This is a genomic window from Paenibacillus sp. FSL K6-1122, from assembly GCF_037977015.1.
Taxonomy (GTDB): domain Bacteria; phylum Bacillota; class Bacilli; order Paenibacillales; family Paenibacillaceae; genus Paenibacillus; species Paenibacillus amylolyticus.
In genome coordinates this window covers 5647788-5668636 of sequence record NZ_CP150272.1, presented here as the reverse complement: position 1 = coordinate 5668636, position 20849 = coordinate 5647788, and the positions used below count along the sequence as shown (strand labels likewise).

Annotated in this window: 13 protein-coding genes; 10 read left to right on the top strand and 3 right to left on the bottom strand. The window is 48.1% G+C overall.

The genetic code is table 11. From position 1 onward, the window contains the following. The first annotated feature begins 1 nt into the window (after position 1). The 3 genes from nagB (at position 2) to NSQ20_RS25365 (ending at position 2483) form a co-directional block, all read left to right on the top strand. Positions 2 to 730 carry a glucosamine-6-phosphate deaminase gene (nagB, locus tag NSQ20_RS25375; protein WP_100527779.1) on the top strand — a complete coding sequence of 243 codons (729 nt, stop codon included), beginning with the start codon at positions 2 to 4 and terminating at the stop codon, positions 728 to 730. Next, the gene (nagA, locus tag NSQ20_RS25370) at positions 727 to 1947 is read left to right on the top strand and encodes an N-acetylglucosamine-6-phosphate deacetylase (protein ID WP_340031110.1); all 1221 of its coding nucleotides are present in this window, start codon (positions 727 to 729) and stop codon (positions 1945 to 1947) included. Before nagB ends, nagA begins: the two co-directional genes overlap by 4 nt. 164 nt (positions 1948 to 2111) lie before the next feature. Next, complete coding sequence (locus NSQ20_RS25365; protein WP_339284117.1) at positions 2112 to 2483, top strand: hypothetical protein; 372 nt, start codon at positions 2112 to 2114, stop codon at positions 2481 to 2483. An 817-nt stretch (positions 2484 to 3300) separates the two neighbouring features. Here the strand turns inward: NSQ20_RS25365 and NSQ20_RS25360 are convergent. The 3 genes from NSQ20_RS25360 to NSQ20_RS25350 all read right to left on the bottom strand — a co-directional run bounded on the left by NSQ20_RS25360 (position 3301) and on the right by NSQ20_RS25350 (position 8075). Beyond that, positions 3301 to 4887: an oleate hydratase gene (locus NSQ20_RS25360; protein ID WP_340031109.1), complete on the bottom strand. Its 1587-nt coding sequence runs from the start codon at positions 4885 to 4887 to the stop codon at positions 3301 to 3303. A gap of 156 nt (positions 4888 to 5043) precedes the next feature. Then, the gene (locus tag NSQ20_RS25355) at positions 5044 to 5619 is read right to left on the bottom strand and encodes a TetR-like C-terminal domain-containing protein (RefSeq protein WP_338706926.1); all 576 of its coding nucleotides are present in this window, start codon (positions 5617 to 5619) and stop codon (positions 5044 to 5046) included. A gap of 1100 nt (positions 5620 to 6719) precedes the next feature. After that, the gene (locus NSQ20_RS25350) at positions 6720 to 8075 is read right to left on the bottom strand and encodes a dipeptidase (protein WP_340031108.1); all 1356 of its coding nucleotides are present in this window, start codon (positions 8073 to 8075) and stop codon (positions 6720 to 6722) included. Positions 8076 to 8290: 215 nt separating this feature from the next. On the opposite strand from NSQ20_RS25350, the gene NSQ20_RS25345 reads away from it, so the two are divergent. The 7 genes from NSQ20_RS25345 to NSQ20_RS25315 all read left to right on the top strand — a co-directional run bounded on the left by NSQ20_RS25345 (position 8291) and on the right by NSQ20_RS25315 (position 20831). After that, positions 8291 to 10696: an AraC family transcriptional regulator gene (locus tag NSQ20_RS25345; protein WP_340031106.1), complete on the top strand. Its 2406-nt coding sequence runs from the start codon at positions 8291 to 8293 to the stop codon at positions 10694 to 10696. 348 nt (positions 10697 to 11044) lie between these two features. After that, positions 11045 to 11959: a sugar ABC transporter permease gene (locus NSQ20_RS25340; RefSeq protein WP_340033061.1), complete on the top strand. Its 915-nt coding sequence runs from the start codon at positions 11045 to 11047 to the stop codon at positions 11957 to 11959. Positions 11960 to 11971: 12 nt separating this feature from the next. Then, positions 11972 to 12859, top strand: coding sequence for a carbohydrate ABC transporter permease (locus NSQ20_RS25335; RefSeq protein ID WP_017692544.1), 888 nt, complete (start codon positions 11972 to 11974; stop codon positions 12857 to 12859). A gap of 18 nt (positions 12860 to 12877) precedes the next feature. Continuing rightward, positions 12878 to 14383, top strand: a complete 1506-nt coding sequence (locus tag NSQ20_RS25330; protein WP_340031105.1) for an extracellular solute-binding protein — start codon at positions 12878 to 12880, stop codon at positions 14381 to 14383. Between the two features lie 20 nt (positions 14384 to 14403). Beyond that, entirely contained in the window at positions 14404 to 17757 is a 3354-nt protein-coding gene (locus NSQ20_RS25325; protein WP_340031103.1) for a glycosyl hydrolase, read from the top strand. Between the two features lie 17 nt (positions 17758 to 17774). Next, positions 17775 to 18596 (top strand): polysaccharide deacetylase family protein, encoded by an 822-nt coding sequence (locus NSQ20_RS25320; protein WP_036605864.1) that lies wholly within the window; start codon positions 17775 to 17777, stop codon positions 18594 to 18596. A gap of 90 nt (positions 18597 to 18686) precedes the next feature. Next, the gene (locus NSQ20_RS25315; RefSeq protein WP_340031102.1) at positions 18687 to 20831 is read left to right on the top strand and encodes a glycoside hydrolase family 88 protein; all 2145 of its coding nucleotides are present in this window, start codon (positions 18687 to 18689) and stop codon (positions 20829 to 20831) included. The last annotated feature ends 18 nt before the right edge of the window (positions 20832 to 20849 follow it).

The window sequence follows — 20849 nt, the reverse complement described above, 5'->3', positions numbered from 1 at the left end:
GATGAATATACGCATTTTTGAAAATGAAGAAGATTTGAACGCCACAGGTGCTGGCCTCATTGCCAGCTTGTTGCAGACCAAACCACGGGCTGTATTGGGGCTTGCTACAGGAAGTTCTCCTGTAGGCATATATAAACAGCTTATCACGTTATATCAGAAGGGGCTTGTCAGCTTTTCACAGGCTTCTTCTTTTAATCTGGATGAGTATGTTGGACTTCCAACAGAACATCGTGAAAGTTACCGTAGTTTTATGAATGAACAATTATTCAATCATATCGATGTAGATATTGCTAGAACGCAAGTGCCTGATGGTCAGGCTGCAGATCTGGAACAGGAATGTAATTCCTATGAACAACGGCTGGACGATCGTGGACCGGTAGACCTTCAACTGCTGGGCATCGGACATAATGGTCATATTGGCTTCAATGAACCGGGAACTGAACTTACAGGACGAACACATGTCGTGGATCTGAAAGACGAGACGCGAAAGGCAAACGCACGCTTCTTTGACAGCATTGATGAAGTTCCGGCTCAGGCGATTACAATGGGTGTTGGTACCATTTTGAAAGCCAAACAGATTCTGCTCATTGCCCGTGGCGAGGAAAAAGCCGAGATTATTCGCGAAGCTTTCATGGGGCCAATCACAACGGCCTGTCCTGCATCGCTTTTGCAATGTCATCCAAATGTGGTGGTATTGCTGGACCGTGCAGCAGGGAGGCTGGTGAGATGACCGGAGCGAATAGCCATGAACCTGGGAGCCAGCGTGATGATAATATTTCTCTTCTTCGGGGCAAGCTGCTCCTTGCAGATGAAATACTGGAAGACGGTGTAATAGCCTGGAGGGATGGGGAAATCCTTTATGCTGGGATACCGGAAGGTCTTCCTGAACGGATTCGAAGCGAGGCTTTGCCGCTGTCAGTACCGGAACGTGGTCTCATTGTGCCTGGATTCATTGATATCCATGTGCATGGTGGGAACGGAGAAGACTTTATGGACGCAAGCCCGGAGGTGTTGGACAAGATCACTTCTTTCCATAGTATGCAGGGCACAACAGCGATGCTTGCCACTTCCATGACGGCTCCGAAAGAGCGACTGGATAACGTACTTGCTGAAGTGGACCGCTATCGTTCCGGTGAAATGCCCTATGCACAGCTTGAGGGCGTGCACCTGGAAGGTCCGTTTTTTAGTCCGAAATGGCCTGGCGCGCAAAATCCGGAACATATCATACTGCCTGATGTATCCTGGCTCGAAGCGTGGGAGAAGCAATATCCTGGCCTGATCCGTCAAGTTACGTTGGCACCGGAACGTGAAGGTGCGCTGGAGGTCATCTCGTGGCTACGTGAACAGCGGATTACAGCGGCACTCGGTCACACGGATGCGACCTATGAAGAGGTGGAGCGGGCAGTGGAAGCCGGACTTCATCATGCGGTACATACGTTTAATGCCATGACACCGCTACATCACCGGCTACCGGGTGCTGCCGGAGCCGTGCTGAGTGATCCACGTATCAGTGCCGAGGTGATTGCCGACGGCATTCACGTGCATCCTGCGGCGATCTCGATCCTGGCTCAGCTGAAGCAACATGATGATCAACTCGTGTTGATCACGGATGCCATGTCTGCTGCGGGACTGGATGATGGGGAATACAAGATCGGCGATCTACCCGTAATCGTGAAGCATGGGGAGGCCAGACTGAAGGACGGCGGCGCACTGGCGGGAAGCACGCTGACGATGATTCGCGGTTTCCGTTACCTGGTGCAGGAAGTGGGCTTGAGTCTGAAGGCTGCTTCACGGGCAGCAAGTCTAACCCCTGCACGTCTGCTCGGCATTGATCACCGGACAGGTTCCCTGGCTCAAGGAAAACAGGCAGATATCGTTTTGCTGAATGCGGAGCTGGATATTGAGGGTGTGTGGGTGAAGGGCAGACGGATCGGCGAGTCATATTAGATTTAGAAAATTAGTATCGTGCTAATAACTCTCATTTGTGATGCATCAGTCTTCGGAGTTAAAACTTGGCTTTTATCTGTGTAGAGGCAACACCGTGCGCAATATGTTAAAATAGATCTCAAAAAGACGGGATCTGCGGATCACGCATAACGGAGGCGTGAAACATGGAACGTAACGCTATGCTCGAACATGATCCGTTCATCACAGTGTTGGCGGAGAAGTTGCACATACACGGATATTATGCCTTTTATGGTGAGCATTACAATGAGACAGATATGGAGCTGTACCGCAGGCATTTGTTCACATCATTCAGCAACATCGTATGGGTAGAGCTGGATTCACGCAAAAAGTATATGATTGTCGATCATCGTGGACGCAACACAGTCATGAAACTGATCGAGGGTATGCTGAATACACGTAGAACGCTGCGAGCAAATCAGGCAATGGCAGGTACGGACACCTCTGGAGTCCAGCAGGAGATCGTACATTTATCCAAGCTAGTGCACATGCTGAAATTTACGACTTTCCGCACTTAAGCGAAGTGTGATATGTAGGCTGTAATAAGCAGCGTGAGTAGGAAGAGTATAATATGTGGCACTCATAAGCGATGAGTATCAACGAAAAAATTAAAATAAACACCAAGAATAATAAGAACACTACAAGAGTATACGTGAGTAACATGGAAGAGTAATAAGTTAGGCTTCAAGAAAGAATGGACTAGGATCTCGAAAACAACATTTCACTACGATTCCATTCTCATAAGTAGTTTTCTCCGTAGACCGCGTAGCGCTAACGAATCTGTGAAGCCTTATTCCAATGATTTTGCTGTCATACAAAATGTAACGAATCTCAGACACGCTATTTAGTACAATTTAGTGATATTCTGCTACCCAAATATGCTTACAGCACAAATAAAGTGTCTACGATTCGTTAGATTTTCAAACCTGCGAAATTTCAAGTAATAAGGCTTGTGAGGTTCTTTAGACGACAGTTGGCAATCTCGATGAAAGCTATGGGTTGGACTTAGATAGTACACGAGTAAACGAAAGAGAGAGTCCTGTCATAGCTGACGGAACTCTCTCTATTTTCTTTATACAACGACTAATCAGTTCAGCAACAACCATATTCACTCATTAACTCGTTCAACGGGGATGCAAGCTTCTGAAGCTAACTCATGTAGTAACTCATATCTTACTAACTTGGCACTATCCGTAGAATTAAGATAACAAAGCTTCCTAAAGATCACAAAGTTACTCACCGAATTCTATAGATATCTCCAAAGATCTATCTCCATCCACAGATCCATCCAACATTCCTTCATTCATCTAATGTCTGAATCCTCATGAAAAGTGGTCATCTAAACGAAGTCACAAAACTGCTGAACAGCGTCCGGACATCATACTGATACTGGTTGATCGGCTCGATTGGACGATTTTCTCCAAGTAAAGTGTATACCGCGATTCGTGCTGCTCGGACCGAATATTCTTCTGTGAATACCACGTCATCGGGAATCTCGCAGAATTGGCTGATGAAGGCCAGGTTGGTGGAGCCTTCAGGTACAACCTTCGGTCTGTCGCTGTTTAGTCTAGGCATGAATTGCGCTGTAATGTATGGCATCATGCAAGGAATGCAGTTGGCGGTAGCCATGATGTCCTCTTGATGTTCCTGGAAATGAAGATGGCCGATCAACTCCTGCATAATCTCTTCCCCTGTACAGTCGCACATTCTTTTCTTCACGTAATCGCCCACGTTATCCGGGGATAATCCGTATCCCCAGAATACGTTGACATGCTCCGGCTGACCACGGAAGTGCGGCTGGAAGGCGAGAACGACAGACATGAACCAGCTGGAATCCTTGAAAGTAACCAGAGCACCGGTACCTGCCCGGTTCCGTGTGAATTTCTCCATCAGATCAAAGAAGACCGAATCCTGGAAGGTGACCGTAAACGATTCCCATTTGGACTCATCCACATGATCATTAAATGAAGAAGGATTGCCCAGCAACGGTTTCTTGGCGGCAATGTTCTCCCACAGCTTCCATGAGCTGCCCTTGCCGTTCAGTTTCGGTGCGGAAGTCATGGAGCCGATATCGGCCCCTTCGGTCATCGAACCGTTTGTGACAATGACGAGATCACCTTCGAGGATGTCAATGACTTCCTCTTCACCTTCCCTGAGCACATGCATCCGACTTACCGTAATGCCGTCTCCGTCTTTGAAATCCAGATCGGTAACCGTACATTTCAGCGTGAAATCTACGCCAAACGGCTCCAGGTAGTTATGCAATGGCAGGATGATCGAGTCATATTGGTTGAAGGGTGTACGGGTAACGCCTTCCAGTGTCTGAATTCTTGGGAATTCGTGAAAAAAGCGAAGCATGTATCTTTTGAATTCCACGGCGCTATGCCAAGGCTGGAAAGCGAAGGTGGTCGCCCACATATACCAGAAGTTTGTTTTGAAAAAATGAGGGCCAAACCAGTCGTTGATTCGCAATTTACCCAGCGTGTCTTCAGGAGTAATAATCAGTTTGCCCATCGCCAACCGGTCCGCCATATCAAAACCCATGGAGAGCACATCTTCGACCTTGCCGTCACGGTTAATGAGCCGTGCATTGGAATGTGTGGGATTGGCATCGTCAAATTCGGTGATTTCCTGTCGGACAGATATGCCCGGACGGTCGATGGAAGGGATGGAAGCCAGCAACTCCCACAGATTCTCATAGGCCTCGTCATTGAGCATCCGTCCGCCACGAATGATATATCCTTGATCGGGATTACCAGCACCGTCATTGCTGCCGCCGAGAATCGACATTTCTTCGATAATGTGAATATGTTCTCCGGGAAAGTCACAATCTCTAACCAGATAAGCTGCACCCGCCAAAGATGCAATGCCGCCGCCTACAAAATAGACCTGTTTATTACCATGTTCTTTCTTCACGATCATTCGCCTCCAAAAGTTACTGTAATCACATCCCTAATGTAAACCTTGCAGGTTCCGTAAGGTATGATCAAAAGAAAGGGAGTGTCCAATTTTTGGTCACTTTTGGAAAATTGTCTAAAACCTAGGCTTAGATCACATGTGAAAAAAAGCCGCGCATCCTTAAGTGGATGGCAGCTTGTTCTCATACCTGTGCAGTGCCCTCAGGACATTGCCTTCGATTAGCTCACTAAGCTTCTCAATAATCTGTTTTGGCGGTTCTTGCATATCGCCTCTCATCCATTGAATGATCAGCCCAGTGAAGGCCAGAGTATAGAAGTTGGCAACGAACTCTTTGTCTTCTCCGCGGACCTTAATCCCGCAGGCGAGTTCATCAATAACACCCATGATCAGATCATGGGTTACTTCATAGAGGTATACATCCAGATGGGTACGCCCGAGCGAGTCGAGTGTGTTGCAGCAGAACGTTTTGTTGTTCTCGATGTAACAAAAGATTTTATAGAATCCGTCCGTCCATGTGCTGTAGCTTCGGTACTCCGTAAGACTCTCCACCGCTTCAGTCTGATAGATCCACCCAAGCAGCGCGTAAATATCCTGAAAATGATAATAAAAGGTTTGCCGGTTCACTCCGCAATTCTCCACCAGATGTTTGACCGTAATCTTGTTCAATGGAGTATGCTCCATCAGTGATTTAAGCGAGTGAGCCAGCGCATTTTTGGTCAGGTGAGAAGTAGACACAACATTCACCTCATCATTTTGGATTAGCTTGCCGGGGCGCAACAGCAGGTAAACACTCATGGCAAAAGTCCCGCGCCGAAGTCGCTGAACATAAGCAAGTCAAAACGCAGGAATCCCAAAAGACCCTGCCATCCACAAAAACCCTTTAGCTATCAACATCTTCGTTACCCGATCCACATCATACTCCATAAGGTTCATTCTAAGTACTGAATATCAATCGATTCAAACAAACCTCCAAAGGCCAACGCTTGAGTTATCTCTATCAAAACCCTTAAAAGTTAGCCGTCTTCTAAAACCAGTCACAATAAAGCAACCGCTGTAAAAGCTGAAACCTAGTGAAGGAGACCGAATCAAAAAAGACTATAAGGTCGCGTATGTTATCTCCCATACACTAAACCATTAAAACCGAGACCTCGTCTATAAAATCAGTCATAGGAACAATGATAACGAAGTTATAGAGAAAAAAATCGAAAAAGTGTTCAGTAGCCCATCGTTAAGGTAATCTATCACACTAACCCATCAAAGTGAGACCCAACCCTCTAAAGCACCATGATAAAGCTACAACGTAACGATCGCGACAAAATCAAAGAAACGGCCTATAGGGCTACCATGTTGTTATCACTAATACACTAACCTTTTTAAAAGTAAGCCTCCATCGTCTCCATCATAAAAAGCAGCCATCAAAAAAACTACAATTTCACCAAAGAAACAAGAAACAAGAAACAAGAAACAAGAAACAAGAAACAAGAACCAAAGAACCAAAGAACAAAGAACAAAGAACCAAAAAAAAGAATCAAAAAAAAGAACAAAGAAACAAAATAAATAACAAAAAAGACGACCCGAAGGCCGTCCTTTTGTTCTCTTAATTACACTAACCATTCAATAGTTAGCTCAATCCTAAAATCAGTCATGCGAGAAGCTGCAACGTAGTGAAGGGGACGAAATCGATTCTGAAGAAGCGGAGCGTTCGCCTTTATCCCCGGATTTCACCCTTTAGAAAGGGAATCAAGGAAATCCGGGGATAACAGCGATCTAAAGAACGATTCGGCCCCGGAACGTCCACTCAGCACGCTCTCATGATCTGGTTTTAAACACGATGTTTACAAACTCTTCAAAAACTGAACAATCGTCAACAACCCTTTATCAAAGTTCTCCAGGTTGAAGTGCTCGTTCGGTGCATGCAGGTTCTCATCCGGCAAGCCGAAACCCATCATAACAGCAGGGATTTTGAGTACACGTGAGAGCTTCTCAACAATCGGAATGGAGCCGCCATCTTTGGTAAAGAGGGCACGAACGCCATACACGTGCTCATACGCGTCTGCTGCTTTTTGCAGAATTGGATTGGAAGGATCGGTATTGAAAGCAAAAGCTTTCTCGATCTGTTTCACATGCAGCGTTGCACCTGGTTGAACGTGAGCACGCAGATGTGCTTCGATACGATCCAATACATGTTGTGGATCTTGATCCGCCACGAGACGGCACGTAATTTTGGCATGAGCTTCCTTCGGAATAACCGTTTTGCTGCCTTCGCCCTGGAAACCACCCCATACGCCGTTGAGTTCCAATGTTGGACGAGCGCCTACACGTTCCACGAACGAGTAACCTTCTTCGCCGTACAATTGCTCCAGCCCAAGGTCTTGACGAAGCTGTTCTTCATTGAAGCCTTGTTTCACAAATTCTTCTCTCATCTCAGGAGACAGTGGCAGTACGCCGTCGTAGAAACCATCTACACTTACACGGCCTTGCTCATCATGCAACGAAGCGAGCAGGGATACGAGTGCGTGCAGTGCGTTAGGTACACCACCACCAAATGAACCGGAGTGCAAGTCGGTATTGGCTGTGTTCAGATCTACGTGAAGCGAGCAAAGGCCGCGCAGGCCTGTAGAGATCGCCGGTTTACCTTTTTCAAGCAAGGACGTATCCGAGATTAGTATCATGTCTGCACGCAGCTTGTCTGTATGTTCATTCAGATAGATGGGCAAGTTCGGGCTGGAGATTTCCTCTTCGCCTTCAATGCAGAACTTGATGTTAACTGGCAGTTCTTTGTTTTCGGCGAGAATGGCTTCTACTGCCTTGATATGTAGGAAGATCTGTCCTTTGTCATCCGTTGCACCACGGGCATACAGCTTGCCATCACGAACGGTAGGTTCAAAAGGAGGTGTCTCCCACAGGTTAAGCGGATCAACAGGTTGTACATCATAGTGTCCATAGATCAGAGCCGTTGGTTTGCCGGGTGCATGCAGGTGATCTGCATAGACAATCGGATGTCCAGCCGTTTGAATGACCTCTACGTTTTCCATGCCTGCACGTGTGAGCGCATCTGCTGCCCATTGTGCTGCACGATTAATATCCTCTTTATGCTCTGAAATGGCAGAGATACTTGGAATGGACAACCATTCATTCAGTTCTGCCAGGTGTTTTTCTCTATTTTGTTCAAAATAAGTCTGTTCTTTCATTAAAAAGGCCTCCTTCATGTTTGCTATATCTCATTGTAATCCATTTTGTCATGTTAATAAAACATTGGTTAAAAAAATGATCGGTTACAGATCGTTTCATTCACCTGAGGATTGTGCGTATAATACAAGAAAAGGATTTCATCCATATATTCTCAGGGGAGTTGAGAAAGTTTCCATGACAGTCAGACTCGATGCAAGCAGGCAGGTGAGCAGCGATGGAACCGACTAGGAGCGATCGAATATTTGGCAGATTCAAGCGGTTATCCGATTTGAAGGCTGGAAGGCATAAAGGACGATTTTATCGAAACAGCCTCATGCTTATTTTACTCATTGCCAGCATTCCCGGACTAATCACAGGTATCGTCATGTATCAACAGGTTGTTGGCCGGATGGAAACCGAGTTCAATCAGATGCACCAGAACCAGATTGAGAACCGGGCACGCAATGTGGATGACCAGCTGGCTTATCTGGAGATGAACTTATCCCATTGGGCTTTTGAACCGAGGTTTGGCAATGCACTGCGAACGCTGGATTTTGTGTATTATTTTAATGAAACGCAGGAGATTGTGACTACCTTATACGTATTACAAGGTTCTCATCCACTGATCAAGTCAGCACAGCTGTATTTACAAGAGCCTAAGCCAATCTTGTTTAATCGGGATTATACCGAATTGAACGATGAAGCCAAAGTACAAGCCTATGATCGATACCTTTCCATGGGGAACCACGTGTACTGGACAGATTGGGTTTCCAGCATCAACAGTGATACCGAACCTTCGACCAACGATAGTCCACTGCATACGGATGCAGGCAATGCACTTGTTCTAGTACATAAGATACCGGGGGAGAGCATTAATCCGTTTGGTGCACTGATCATCACGCTGGATAACGAGAAAGTCGCCAGTTTATTGAAAACGCTTACTCCGTATGACGAAGGTTTAACGTTCCTTATGGATCAGGAAGGAAACACACTGGTTACCGGGAATCCGGGAACGGCGGGAGAGACTTCTGCTTTTGAGCAGCAGCTAAAAGAAGAAGTAGCCCTACATGCGGGCAGCCGCTCATTCCTGTTCCGATATGAGGATCAGACCTATTCTGTCTCATACGGTTCATTGAGTCGGATCGATTCAGACTGGACTTACGTCTCCGCAGCACCTTTGACCTCAGTCACTTCGCCAGTCAAACTGGTATCCAAAATCATCGTCATTGCGAGTGCAGGCAGTCTCATCCTGGGATTATTGTTATCCTGGTTTGCTTCCCGCCGCATCTATTCGCCTGTAGCACGGATGCTGCATCTGCTTACGCCTGGCAGAAACGAAACAACACCAACGGATGCCAAGCTGGACGAGTTTGAGCTGCTGGAGCAACAGTGGAACGAACTGACCTCTCGCAGTGTCACGGCACATCGCCAATTGCAGGAGCAACTTCCCCATCTGCGCGACAGTTTTGTCTTACAACTTGTGCAGGGGCATCTATACGCCTATAACGAGCAGGATCTTCAGCAGCGGATGCGTCATCTCGGATTTGAGTTGGAGGGCCAGCAGTATTTGCTGGTACAGATGTATTTTACGGGGTACGAGCAGCTGCAAGGCAGATTTGGAAGCCAGGACACGGGATTAGTCACCTTTGCAGCAGTGAATATTACACAGGAAGTTGCGAAAAATTATTTCAGGCAGATCAGTGTCATGAACTTTCATGACTTGTCTTCCGCCATGATTGTGATTGCTCCCCAGGACGAACCTGTGAAATCACAAGCGCTGTTATGGGGACGGGAACTGGTGGAGGTCATTGGACGTACGCTCAAAATGAAGGTGACCTTGATGGTCAGTCGCCCGGCAGCTTCACTTCAGGAACTGCCCGGACGATTCGTCGAGATGGAACAGGCCGTGGCTTATCGCAGTGTGGAGGAAGGAAGTCAGATTCTCGATCTGGAGGATGAGGCGTGTTTCCGCAGAAATGAAGCAGCTTCCTATCCGCTTGGGCTGGAACGGGAATTGTTACAGGCGGTCAGGCTGGGCAAACAAACCGAAGCGGAACGTGTGCTGGAACAATTCATGAGTGAGATTACGCGGACGGGCAGTACCGAATTCCAAGTTCAGCAAATGATGCTTCAATTGCTCGGCAGTATTCAGCACATGATGCTGCAAACGGGTGTCACACCTTATAAGCTGTTTGGTGGTTACAACATGTATGAGCAACTATCCGGTATTCGTGAACCTGTACAGATGAAGCAATGGATGATGAATGAGGTACTCATACCTTATATACAAGAGGTTGAGGTACGATCGCAGGAACCGCTGAAACTGGTGGTGGAACGAACGATGTTGTACATCGATACACATTACCGCAACGACATCTCGCTGGAAAACTGTGCTGACGAGGAGCAGATGACACCTTATGCACTGAGCAAGGCATTCAAACAGGTATCGGGCATCAATTTTATTGATTATCTGACACGTGTGAGAATGGATGCGGCGAAGCAATTGTTACGGGAGACAACGATGAAAATCAATGATGTTGCAGCGGCTGTGGGATATCAGCACAGTTATTTTAATCGGATCTTCAAGAAACAGGAGGGAGTTACCCCGAGTCAGTATCGCGATCAATGGTTCGGACAATAACCTTTTATATCTTTGTCATTTCAGACCGGCATTCAGCTTTAGTGAATGTTGGTTTTTTCTTTTTTTTACCGTGATACAAAGAAGGATAAACCCGCAAAAATGTGCAATTCTACCTGCTACGTTATGTTCAGTTTCTTGTGGAAATGGCGTTATAGCGGGCTTTTCGGCCAATGAGCCGGAGCAATGCAAAAAATGAAGGTTGCCGGAAAAAGATCGGCTGTATAGTCTGAATAACAGATGAATTGATAACGCTTACATCTTTGAGGGAGGGGAGACATGATGAACGGGAAGACGGACTGGAATACCAACGGCACTGCAACCACCCAAGCGGATAGGGCCACAAGGCCCATGAGACGAGAGTCCAATTGGAAGAGGCAGATCAAACGAAACAAGTGGTTATATGTGCTTGTGCTTCCCGGCTTTTTGTACTTTGTCATCTTTAAATACTTGCCCATGTGGGGGATCATCATTGCCTTTCAGGACTACCAGCCTTTCCTGGGCATCCGGGAGAGTAACTGGGTGGGGCTAGAGAACTTTACGAACTTTTTCTCCAATCCGGACTTCTACCGACTATTACGCAATACGCTGGTCCTTGCCCTGTATGATCTCATCTTCTTTTTTCCGGCACCGATCATTATCGCTTTGTTATTAAATGAAATTCGGGTCGCTTTCTTCAAAAGAACGATTCAAACACTGGTCTATGTACCCCATTTTGTATCGATGGTTATTATCGCCAGTATCACGTATGTGTTCCTGACCCCGCAAGGCGGCGTGTTATACGATCTGATCGCCTGGATTACGGGCAAGCCCATTGATGTACTCTCCAGTCCGGGTTCGTTCCGTCCGCTCGTTATTGTACAGATGATGTGGAAGGAGATGGGGTGGGGCACAATCATCTTCTTGGCAGCCCTCGCAGGTGTCGATACGGAACAATATGAAGCCTCCATTGTGGATGGCGCCGGACGATTACGGCGGATGTGGCATATTACACTTCCAGCCATTCGTACGACTATAGTCATTTTGCTCATTCTCAGATTGGGGAACTTCCTCGATACCGGATTTGAGCAGATCTATCTGATGACCAACTCCCTCAACCGGGATGTCGCAGACGTCTTTGATACGTATGTGTATACGGTGGGGATCACGCAAGGTGCATTCAGTTACAGTACCGCTGTGGGACTATTCAAGTCTGTGGTGGGGATTATTCTGGTGCTTGGCAGTAATAAACTTGCGAAAAAATTCGGCCATCCCGGAATTTATTAAGGAGGAGCGCCCATGAACAGCCGTCTATACAACAGCCCTGCCGGCAAGGTATTTGATATCTTCAATTACGTCATGCTGGGGATTCTGGGCATATTAACCGTCCTTCCGTTCCTGTATATTATAGGGAATTCTTTCGCAACAGAAGCCGAGATCACCGAACGCAGTTTTTTCCTCATTCCGAAGGTGTTTTCCTTCAGCGCGTATGAGTATATCTTTTCATCGTCCACGATCTTTCGCAGCATTGGTGTTTCCATTTTCATCACGGTGGCAGGTACACTAGTCAATCTGTTCTTCACTCTAACGATGGCCTATCCACTATCCAGAAGTGACTTCTGGGGTCGTAACGTCATGATGAACATGGTGATTTTCTCGATGTTATTTGGTGGTGGCATGATTCCAACGTACCTCGTCATTCGTGGACTGGGACTGCTCGATTCTTACTGGGCCCTTATGCTTCCTGGGGCGATCAGCGCTTTTAACTTAATAGTTGTCAAAAACTTTTTTCAGCAAATGCCGCCCGGGCTGGAGGAAGCGGCCCGCATCGACGGCTGTTCAGATCTCGGGGTGCTGTGGCGAATTGTTCTGCCTTTATCAAAGCCAGTCATTGCCACGTTTGCCTTGTTCTACGCCGTAGGCCACTGGAACAATTTTTTCTCGGCACTTCTGTACATTTCCGACAGTGACAAATGGCCGCTGCAAGTCATGCTGAGACAGATCGTGTTACTTTCGCAAGCCAGTGTCGGAGATATGGCTAATATGGACCCCAATTTTGTGCAGCCACCAGAGCAGTCAATCAAAATGGCGGTGATCGTTGTAGGTACCATTCCGATTTTGCTGGTGTATCCGTTTTTGCAGAAGCATTTTGCCAAAGGTGTCATGTTAGGTTCAATCAAAGGCTAAAGCCAAGGGGGAGAACGTATGGGACAAAAAACGGGATTCAAAAAAGGTGCACTGTTACTCTCTGCGTCACTGGTACTTAGTACGATCTTAGGAGCATGCTCCACGGACAAAGAAAGTTCAGGAACCGCTGCGGGTGGCACCGATCAGATTACCATTATGCTTCCGAACTTCGAAGCGGAGAATCCGCCGGAGAACAGCCCGGTCATCCAGAAGCTTGAAGAACTGACCAAGGTGGATGTGAACCTGCAGTGGGTGCCGAGCAGCTCGTATGAAGACAAATTCAACATCACACTGGCCTCGGGAAAGCTGCCTCAGATTATGGTGGTGTTAGGGAAGTCCCCAAGTTTTATTAATGCGGCCCGAACCGGAGCATTCTGGGAGCTTGGTCCTTATCTGAAAGATTATCCGAATCTGAGTCAACTGAATGAAATCATCACCAACAATGCATCAATCGATGGCAAAACCTATGGGATCTACCGGGCACGGGCCCTGGGACGTAACGGGGTTACAATCCGCAAAGATTGGCTGGAGAATCTGGGGCTGGAAGAGCCAAAGACGATTGATGAATTTTACAATGTATTAAAAGCTTTCACGAAGGATGATCCGGACGGTAACGGCAAGGATGATACGTACGGTCTGGTTGCCAGCAAATTCACGGGCCCGTGGGATAACATGCAGGTATGGTTCGGTGCGCCCAACAAATGGGGAGATGATGGCAGCGGAGGCCTGATCCCGGCGCATGAGACACCAGAATACATGGAAGCCCTGAAATTTTTCCGGCAAATCTATAGCGAAGGTCTGGTGAACAAGGACTTTGCCGTGATGGATGCAACGAAACTTCCTGATCCATTTGTGAATGGGCAAGCCGGTGTCATGGTGGATGTAGCAGATAATGCGCAGCGGATGGATCAGAAAATACTCGATAAAGACCCCAATGCGACGGGACGCGTGGATGTGCTGCAAGCGATGGAAGGTCCAAAGGGATTGCGTGATATGCCAACGTCCGGCTACTCCGGCCTGATTGCGATCTCCAAAAGCAGTGTCAAAACGGAAGAAGACCTGAAGAAGGTACTGAGTTTTCTGGATCAGCTGAATGAACAGGAATTGCAGGCATTGTTGTACAACGGACTGGAAGGCAAGCAGTATGAGAAAAAAGAAGACTACATCATACCGAGCACTGACAAGCTTGCGCTCCGCGACTTGCAGGGTTTAAATCAGATTTTGATGTTTGTGCCGGAAGACAGAACGCTTCGTGTCCAACAGACACCTGTCCGTGAAAAGGTTGCACAGGTGCAGAAAGCCAACGAAGAGATTGTCATTGCCAATCCTGGCGAACCGCTGATCTCTGATGTTTACGCTCAGAAAGGACCGCAGCTGGACAATATCATCAACGATGCGCGGATCAAATATATCGTAGGTCAGATTGATGAGAAAGGATTCGAAGATGCTGTTGCCCTGTGGAAGAATAACGGCGGAGACGATTATGTGAAAGAAGTTAATGAACTGTACGCTGCACTGAATTAGTGTGAAAGGAGGAAGGCAACATGTGGAACGGGGATGCTTTTGAAAATCCCGAGGCGCAGTACAGGGTCCATCCCTTTTGGTTCTGGAACGGGGATATGGAAGAAGAACAGATAAAGCGGCAAGTGGCTGAGATGGCGGCGCAAGGTGTAGGTGGATTCTTCATCTGTCCACGTCAGGGACTGCAAATTCCCTATCTGTCGGAAGCGTGGTTTGATAAGGTGCGGATTGCAGTGGAAGCGGCGGCTGCTCACGGCATGCAGGTATGGTTATATGACGAATATCCATATCCAAGCGGGATGGCTGGTGGGGAAGTGACCCTTGATTTCCCTGAAGCGAAGCAACGACAGCTCGTGCATCACCAACTGGTGGTTCAGGGCGGAGAAGCTGTGGATATGGAGTTGCCATGGGGACGAGTCTTGGTTGCCAAGGCGATTCCCAAGGATGAACAGGGCAAGCGTCTGTGGCATGGGTCCATCGATCTGCGCAGCAAAATCGGCAATATCCAGACCGATCAGGTCTATCAGGAGACAGGACTCACCTCGTATAACCGCAAGCGGTTCTTCACCTACCGAACAGCGTTCCGCTTGTTGTGGGATGTTCCCCCGGGTGATTGGGAGTTGATTATATTTCAAGAAATGGAGATCGATGATTTCAAATATTACGGCAACTTTGTTGATCCTTGCCACAAGGAAGCGATGAGTCGTTTTATTGAACTGACACATGAGCGTTATAAGTCAGCGGTTGGAGATCGATTTGAAAGCGTAATCAAAGGCATGTTCTCGGATGAGATTGCACCGCTGGGTCGTATCCCCTGGTCGCAACAGCTTCCCCGTTATTTCAGCGAGCGTTGTGGTTATAGTCTGATCGATTCGCTACCGGCGCTGTTATATGGTGATGTTCCGGACGCGCATCGTATTCGGTATGACTATTACCAGTCACTGCACCTGCTTCTCAGGGAGTCCTATCACAAACAGGTGCATGATTGGTGTGAGGAAGCAGGAATCCAGTATGCGGCTGAAGTGCCTGGTGTACGGATGACGACCCAGTTGTTTAGCCATATGCCAGGTGGTGATTCAGCACATGAGAAAATTGGACGATCCTTATCGTGGATTCTGGAACGATATGGTCAAAAGATGCGTGACAATCCCAAGATGGTCAGTTCGCTTGCCCGGCAATTGGGCCGAAGCCGCAATCTGATTGAATGTTTTCACAGTGTAGGCTGGTCCATGACGCTACAGGATGCCAAGTGGATGATTGATCGAATGGCCGCCATGGGCACCAATTTTTATAACTTTCACGCCTTTTTCTATACGATTGGTGGGCTTGTGAAGCATGACGCACCGCCATCTCAATTTTTACAGAATCCCTACTGGAAGCATTTCCGGCAGTTAGGGGATTACACCGGACGTTTGAGCTATCTCATGAGCACTGGAGCAGCAGACATTCGAATTGCTGTACTTGACCCAACGACGACATTCTGGAGTCTGATGGGTAATCCGCTGCATGGATTTGAGTATAGCGGCGAGGACGAAGCAGAACGGGTGCAACTGGAGCGCCTGACGAAGGACTGGATGAGGATCACGACACATCTGCTCGAAAACAGACGTGACTATGATCACCTTGATCCCGAATTGTTGGCTGAAGCTGACTTAACGGATGGCATCATTCAGCTCGGCGTTGCCCGTTATGACGTATTAATTCTGCCACCGATGCTGAATCTGGAGGCCGTGGCCTGGGAACAGGTGAAGCGATTTGTTCAACAGGGAGGAACTGTCATCTCTGTTGGGATGCCTCCACATATTGCGATTCAGCAGGGAAGTCCAGAGGGAGATGAAGCTGCCCAGTTCTTTGATGCGGGCGAGCAGCCGGAAGAGGTGTACTGGGGCCGTAACGTGACAACAGATCACGATAACCGTGAAACCATGTGGCATCAGGGTGAGGGGAATGCTTATTTTCTACCCGCAGGAACGGGGCAAGGAGATGACTTTTCGCTGGAGCTAATCTCTCTCCTGCTCGATCAGGTATTGCCGGAACCCATCTGTTGGATCATGGAGGAGGAAAGTGCCTCCCTGCTGATGCATACCCGTCAATTGTCGTCTGGAGAGCATATGGTTTTTTTGACCAATCAGGAGGGTCAGGACCTGATTGGTCAATTGAAGCTGGTCGCCAGACAGCTGTGGGATGGAACGGAGTTGACAGAGGGTGCTTGTATTGTGGCAGAACGACTTGATCTGGAGACAGGGCGGCTTCAGACATTGCCGTATACGAGCAGTGGTGGGGAATGGTGCATTTCACTAACACTTGCGCCTTATGAAGCGCATGCTGTTCGTCTTACTTTACAACCTGCGAAGGAAGAGGCATTAACAACGAAGGTGGATGTAACAGACAAAACGGGTTCGACGTTCGGAGCGGATGTATTGGCAGGAGCTAATCAAGCCTGTAAGATCATGGTCCCTTCGGAAGGGCCATGGCGACTCGAAACGGTGCAGCCTAACATTTTGCGAATGGGACAATTCTATCTTCAGGCTTCCAATGCTAATGGTGTGATTCTGGAAAGCCAGCATGTAGCTGTGAAACCGTTTATTGATCAAGCGGCAGAATTATCGGAGCAGCAGCATCTGCCAATCCAGTTTAATCAGGTATTTGGCACACCGAAAAAAGCATCCTTAGCCTATCCCATCGAATGTCGATATACGACTACATTTGAGCTAAGAACGGCACTGCTCGCATGTTTGTTATTTATGGACAGAGCGGCGATTTCGGGCACTTGGTCGATGGAGATTAATGGGCAATCACTTGGAAAAGAACAGTTCGATCCAATCGAAATAACCGACCACAATAACATCGCTTGTGAGATTACGGAGTTGCTGCACAGCGGTCTCAACGAAATGACCGTCATCGTACAGGTAACGAAAGATGAGGATGGCATTGTGGATCCCTTGTATCTACAGGGAAGATTCGGTGTGGAGTTCCATCATGAAGGCATGGCTTCGCTCGTGCGGGAGTCGGACACGGCCCTTTGTATCGGACCAGAACCGCAGCCGCTGTATCCCCATTTTGCAGGGGAAATGAGTTATAAACGCACGTTCTGGCTGGATGAGCCAGGGGAAGTTATTACCTCGTTTGAACTGGAATTTAGCGATTGGCGTGTGCAAGATGTGGTGGAAGTGCGGGTAAACGGACATAGCCTGGGTGTAAGATGCTGGTCTCCGTATCGCTGGAAGGGAGAGGCCTCCTGGTTGCGTGCGGGAGACAACGACATTGAAGTGCGGATTACCAACACATTGATCGGCCTGCTGGAAGGCACGTATTTTGATTCAGAACATCATCGATTACAGGATGCAGGTCATGTACCTGTTGAAGAATTGGGATAAAGGAGTGGAAGTAAGGAATGGGACATCGTATTCAGTTTGATCGCTATCCAGGTGGTGTGATGAAAGCGTTAACACTCAGTTATGACGATGGAGTGGTGCATGATCGCAGACTGGTGGAAATCTGTAATCGGTATGGTCTACGGGGAACCTTTAATCTGAACTCCGGTACCCTGGGTAATCCAGGCCGCATTGAGGCTGGGGAAGTCGCTGAACTTTATACGGGGCATGAAGTAGCCGTTCACACGGTTACTCACCCTACGCTGCCTTATGTTCCGAATGAACTATTGACCGAAGAGATTATCGAAGACCGAAAAGCATTGGAGCAGCTCGTCGGTTATCCGGTACGAGGCATGGCTTATCCCAACGGAGGGTACGACCGTGCGTTAAGTACAAAGCTGGAGTGGCTTGGCATTGATTATGCCCGTACCGTTGAATCACATGGCAGATACACGTTGCCAGATCGGCCGCTTGAATGGCATCCGACGTGTCATCATAACCATGATCTGGCGGGGCATGCCAAACGTTTTATCCAACATTCCAAAACAGGTACACCACTATTACTCTACGTCTGGGGTCATAGTTATGAGTTCAATGACAACGACAACTGGGAGATCATCGAACAGTTTGGTGAGCAGATTGGCGGCAGGGACGATATCTGGTATGCCACGAACATCGAAGTGATTGCCTATTGGAAAGCGGTACAACGACTCGAGTGTTCGGCTGATCGATCCATCATCCATAATCCGTCTGCCATCCCGGTTTGGTTCACGGCTGACCAGCAGGTTGTTGAAGTGCAGGGTGGAGAAACATTGCGGCTAAGCGAACGAATCAAGGTATAAGGAAGGGAGCTGACGATCATTCGTTATTTTCATGAGAACGAGGCGATTGCAGGCAAGGTATACGATTCAATTCCGGATATATTAACTACGGTGGCTCAGCGTTATATTGGCGATCATCCGAAACATTCCTTTTTGTTCAGAGCTTATCATCAGGGAGGTTTTCGCAGGCTAGGGGACTATCGTTACAACCTGAATCTGAATGAGAAATGCGTTGGGGGGCATGCAGGGCAGTACGTGTATGTATGGGGCAAGTTATGGAGCGAGCAGAATACAACGTTAAATACGGGCTTGAACTGTTATAGTCCGGTGACGATTTACGTGAACGGTGAAGAGGTATTCAAGTCTGAGCTATTGCAGGAATTATTTCCTGAGCGAAGAACCCAGATTCCGATTTCCGTGAACTATGGCTGGAATGATGTATTGCTGTGTTTTGTCAAAACAGAAGTGGGATTCGGCGGTATCTACGGAACAGCCTCGTTCAAAAATTTCCCGCTGCACTTCCTCACTCCTGGGGCAGATCGTCAGGGTCAAGAGGGCTGGTTATATTCGGAACCCGTCGATGAACCTGTAGTATCTCTTCCTCGTGACGGCATGACGGAAGAAGAAACGGGTCTTACCTGGTATCCGCGCAGGGGCTGGACAGATGAGGAGCAGAGCATGGGTTCTTTTGCCCGCATCTTTGGTACAGAAAAGCCCGCTGTTGCCTACGCCTGGTCCAGATTGGATGTAACTTTGCCAGGAACATCACCAGTTATTTTAAAAGGTCGTCATGATGGAGCTTTGACCCTGTATGTGGATGGCACGGAAGTATACTCTGCTGGAAGCAGCGGTAATTTCCGCGTTGAACTTCCTCGCCGTTACGGTACATCCGATCTGGTGGCGAAAGGTGAAATTCAGGCAGTCGGCGGCTCATGGGGATTCACGTTGGAATATGCCGAGCGTTCGGATTCCAAAGGCTGGAGACTGAAATCGCCTCATCCGGTTGCGGGATGTTCTAACCCCTGGCTGTACACGGGTGTGTTTGCTCCCGGTGCTGAACCATCCCACGCCGACATCGTGCGAACAGATACCGTATTTGATGATGGCGCACAAGGTGTGTATTGGCGAGTAGATCTTCCTGATACGCATGTCCGTCCCTATCTGGAGAATACACATTACGGAAAGTGGAATTATCCGCTTGGCGTTACCCTGCTTGGACTGCTACAGACGGGACAGGAATTGGGACGGGATGATTACATTCAGTATGTGCGGCAACATATTGAACTGAGCACTTCATTTGACCGCTATGGTCTGTGGGATCGGGAAGGGTACGGTGCGGCAGGGATTAATAATCAACTGTCTGCCATCGACAGCCTGGATGATTGCGGTTCGTTTGGGTCCACTTTGCTTGCTGCGATGGAGTTCGGTGATATTCGTGGGGGAAGAGATACTGCGGATCGGATTGCAGGCTACATTACGGATGAGCAAGAACGTCTGGAGGATGGCGCCTTTTACCGGGTTCGCGGCAGTGGGGAGATGCGTCAGGAAACGATGTGGTGTGATGACTTGTACATGAGTACACCTTTTCTGATGCGTTATGGTCAGTTGACAGGAGATGCGACGTATTGGGATGATGCGGTCAATCAGTTCCTGATGTTCCGTAAATACCTCTACCTTCCCGAACAACAGATCATGTCCCACGTGTATGATTTTGTGCGTGGTCGGGCGACAGGTATTCCATGGGGACGGGGGAACGGCTGGGTGCTATTTTCATTAACCGAATTGTTATCTATCCTGCCAAATGATCATGTGAAACGGTCGGAACTGCTAACTTTCTATCGTGATTTAAGTCAAGGTTATCTGGCGCTGCAAGGGGAAAATGGACTATGGCATCAGGTGCTGAACCGCCCGGATTCGTATGAAGAAACCTCCTGCACATCCATGTTCATCTACGCCTATGCCCGTGGTATTCGGGAAGGCTGGCTGGAACAGCCAGAGCCTTATTTGGAGGCAGTACGCCAAGGATGGGAAGGCATGACACGTTTGTCGATTGACTATAAAGGCAATATATACGGGGTATGCCGGGGTTCCGGGTACTCGTTTACCGCCTTGTATTATCGCGATGATCTGGGATGGAATCTAAACGATACCCATGGGATCGGCATTGTGCTCTTGGCAGGCATTGAATTGTATAAAATGAACCAGAAGCTCCGTGAGGCGCATATCGATTCTTCGGTTACAGCCGCGCAGCGCTGATGTTTGACGCAACTGAAC

Excerpts from the sequence above, each read along its gene's own strand:
- nagB (WP_100527779.1), top strand. The coding sequence starts at position 2 with ATGAATATACGCATTTTTGAAAATGAAGAAGATTTGAACGCCACAGGT.
- nagA (WP_340031110.1), top strand. The coding sequence starts at position 727 with ATGACCGGAGCGAATAGCCATGAACCTGGGAGCCAGCGTGATGATAAT.
- NSQ20_RS25365 (WP_339284117.1), top strand. The coding sequence starts at position 2,112 with ATGGAACGTAACGCTATGCTCGAACATGATCCGTTCATCACAGTGTTG.
- NSQ20_RS25360 (WP_340031109.1), bottom strand. The coding sequence starts at position 4,887 with ATGATCGTGAAGAAAGAACATGGTAATAAACAGGTCTATTTTGTAGGC.
- NSQ20_RS25350 (WP_340031108.1), bottom strand. The coding sequence starts at position 8,075 with ATGAAAGAACAGACTTATTTTGAACAAAATAGAGAAAAACACCTGGCA.
- NSQ20_RS25345 (WP_340031106.1), top strand. The coding sequence starts at position 8,291 with ATGGAACCGACTAGGAGCGATCGAATATTTGGCAGATTCAAGCGGTTA.
- NSQ20_RS25340 (WP_340033061.1), top strand. The coding sequence starts at position 11,045 with ATGAGACGAGAGTCCAATTGGAAGAGGCAGATCAAACGAAACAAGTGG.
- NSQ20_RS25335 (WP_017692544.1), top strand. The coding sequence starts at position 11,972 with ATGAACAGCCGTCTATACAACAGCCCTGCCGGCAAGGTATTTGATATC.
- NSQ20_RS25330 (WP_340031105.1), top strand. The coding sequence starts at position 12,878 with ATGGGACAAAAAACGGGATTCAAAAAAGGTGCACTGTTACTCTCTGCG.
- NSQ20_RS25325 (WP_340031103.1), top strand. The coding sequence starts at position 14,404 with ATGTGGAACGGGGATGCTTTTGAAAATCCCGAGGCGCAGTACAGGGTC.
- NSQ20_RS25320 (WP_036605864.1), top strand. The coding sequence starts at position 17,775 with ATGGGACATCGTATTCAGTTTGATCGCTATCCAGGTGGTGTGATGAAA.